This is a genomic window from Bacteroides sp. LFL-34 (genome assembly GCF_027257075.1).
Classification (GTDB): domain Bacteria; phylum Bacteroidota; class Bacteroidia; order Bacteroidales; family Bacteroidaceae; genus Bacteroides; species Bacteroides ovatus.
Genome location: NZ_JAPQKZ010000113.1, coordinates 1 through 2,902, shown reverse-complemented (window position 1 = coordinate 2,902; position 2,902 = coordinate 1). Strand labels below are relative to the sequence as shown.

At 42.1% G+C, this 2,902-nt stretch carries 2 protein-coding genes; both read left to right on the top strand.

Features of this window, described 5'->3' with window-relative positions; translation table 11 throughout:
• Positions 1-543: 543 nt before the first annotated feature.
• Positions 544-1,134, top strand: a complete 591-nt coding sequence (locus tag N5O98_RS27000) for a hypothetical protein (RefSeq protein ID WP_008670455.1) — start codon at positions 544-546, stop codon at positions 1,132-1,134.
• 617 nt (positions 1,135-1,751) lie between these two features.
• On the top strand, positions 1,752-2,855 hold the full coding sequence (locus tag N5O98_RS26995; RefSeq protein WP_269496227.1) for a mobilization protein: 1,104 nt from the start codon (positions 1,752-1,754) through the stop codon (positions 2,853-2,855).
• Positions 2,856-2,902 lie beyond the last annotated feature (47 nt).

Genomic DNA, 2,902 nt, shown 5'->3' with positions numbered 1-2,902 from the left:
AAAGCTATGGAAGAGGGGAAAGACCTACTCAAGCAAATCACCAGAAGCAGAGGTTTCGGCATGGGTATGTAACCCCCCCCGCCCCCAAAGGGGGAGCGACCAAACGGCAGCTTCACTCAATGGAGTGTTACGCCGTTCGGGTTCGGAAGAAATTTTGCAGGGTTCGAAAAACGGTTGTGTGCTTATTCGAAAAAAAGTTTATGGTGTGGGCGCTCGTCGGGACGGGTGGTCCCGCCCCTTGCCGCTGGGCGCTCCCCGACCGATGATTTTTTAAGTAGTTGATTATATGCCGTTTTTAGGGTATAATAAGAACTTAAGAAATAGAATAAGTTAAGTAGTTGATACTCAATATAGGGTATTTTCCATATTGGAAAATCTGATTTTCCATATTAGAAAGTCACTCTTTCCTATTAGATATTAAAAAGGAAAATATATTTTGCTTTTTTATTGTATTAATGGAAATTTAAATATTCCTTTGTGGAAAATCAAATTATACTTTTTCACCGATATATAGAAAGTCAAATTTGCCTAAATAGAATGTTTATGGAAAATAAGAAAGTACTCAAATTAACCGATTTTCAAAAAAACGAAGAAAACCCCTTTATGAAACAAGCAATTGAAGGGATTGAAAATCACGTTGTTAAGAAATACAAAAGTAGTACGGGAAGTGATAAAAAAGCTGTAGTTGCTGTTGCTGATACAGATACAGGAGAAGTATTCAAAACCTCGTTTATCCGACAAATAGAAGTAGATGAAGAGCAATTTGCAAAACTATACCTTGCGAATTTTGCCGCTTTTTTCAATCTATCACAATCAGCTATTCGGGTTTTCGGGTATATTCTAACTTGCATGAAGCCTAAGAATGATATGATAATTTTCGATAGGCGAAAATGCTTAGAATACACCCAATACAAATCAGACAAAGCCATATACAAAGGATTGGCAGAGCTCGTACAAAGTGAAATCATAGCAAGAGGTCCAAACGAATATAATTGGTTCATTAATCCGTTGATTGTCTTTAATGGGGATAGGGTTTCATTTACAAAAACATACGTTCGGAAAAAGACTTTAGCTGCCCAAAAGAAAGAAGAAGCAGAGAAACGACAGTTATCACTTGGTTTTGATGAACTGTAACACTCCATTGAGTGAAGCTGCCGTTTGGTCGCTCCCCCTTTGGGGGCGGGGGGGGATAGATAAAGTTCCTCTATGTAAAGTTATAATGGGGGATGAAAGGCAAGGTTCGCTAACCTTACCCCGATTGTTTATGCTTCCCAGCATTCAATCTATCCCCGTTTATGGGTTTCTCTTTCACCCTACAAAGATAACCTCATGGGGGAAAAATGTCCAAGAATATGGGGTAAAAACTATCAAGTCGGTAGAAAATAAGTATCTTTGAAGTACATTTTTAGTAGAGGTACTGGTATGCCTAGACGAAGCAGATAGGCAAAAATAAAGCCGCTGGGGATGTCGGATGTCCGTCAATTAACTCCAGCGGCTTGTATTTTGGTAACTCTCCCGTATCGGTCAGCTACCGTTTGGTCAGCAACAAAGGTAGTACTTTATTGTCGCAAATCCAAATGTTTTCCCCTTTATTTGTGCATTTACAAAACATTCACTAACTTCGCACCTATGCAGTATGGTGATAGCACACTAGCACCCTAAAGGGTACGTGTGTAAGGGGACAAGCCCCCTTAACCCCCTGTCAGCCGGCTGTCACCGGCTGTTATCGATTGTCACAAAAATGTTAACTTATGGGAGCAACAAGTATTCATGTACAAGCAGTGAAGCCGGGGAGCGAGATTCACAACTTTAGGAAAAAAGAGTTGGACTATGTTCGTCCGGAACTTAGTCATTTGAATGAAAGCTGGGTTGGAGATAGCATCTCCCATCGGCTGGAGAGTGCGAAACAGAGATATTTCGATACGGTTGGGCAGAAGATGCAGACTAAAGCAGCACCCATACGGGAGGGGGTAATAGTAATCAAGCAAGAAACCACCATGCAGGAACTCCAGCAATTCGCTGCGGTCTGCAAGGAACGTTTCGGTATTGAAGCGTTTCAAATCCATATACACAAGGACGAAGGATACATGAACGCAAAGCAATGGACACCTAACCTTCACGCCCATGTAGTTTTCGATTGGACGCAGCCGAACGGGAAGAGTGTGCGTTTATCGCGTGATGACATGGCAGAACTCCAAACCATAGCATCTGAAGCACTGGGCATGGAACGTGGTGTTTCTTCTGATCGCAAACACTTATCGGCTATGCAGTACAAGACCGAATGTGCGAAAGAACAGCTTCAGGAACTATCCAACGATATATCCAGTGCGTTAGACAAGCACAAGGACGTGCAAAACCAGCTTCTTCAGCTTCAGAAAGAACTACGTTCCATTGAAACAAAGAAAAACGTCCAAAAACTCATTTCTAAGGCTTCAGAGAAGTTTTACGGCTTGATAGGGAAAACGGTTAACGATAGGGAAAAAGATGCCTTAAAAGCCAAAATAAAGGCTTTAGAGGGGGAAAATGAACAGCTATCCGATAGACTGGGAAAGGCTATACTTGAAAAAGAGCGAAACGGCACAAAGGTATTCAAAGCCGAGAACGACAAGGAGTATTATAGACAGCAAATGGACAATGCAAGGACAACCAGTAACCGACTAAGAACGGAGAACCAAGAACTAAAGACCGAAACCAAGGAATTGAAAAAAGAACTTGGTAAGATGAAAGACTTGTTCAATTCCGAACAACTGGAGGCTTTAAGGCATCATTTCCCAAACATATCAAAAGCTATGGAAGAGGGGAAAGACCTACTCAAGCAAATCACCAGAAGCAGAGGTTTCGGCATGGGTATGTAACCCCCCCCGCCCCCAAAGGGGGAGCGACCAAACGGCAGCTTCACTCA

Bases quoted from the DNA above. Each gene is read 5' to 3' on its own strand.
- N5O98_RS27000 (WP_008670455.1), top strand. From the start codon at position 544: ATGGAAAATAAGAAAGTACTCAAATTAACCGATTTTCAAAAAAACGAA.
- N5O98_RS26995 (WP_269496227.1), top strand. From the start codon at position 1,752: ATGGGAGCAACAAGTATTCATGTACAAGCAGTGAAGCCGGGGAGCGAG.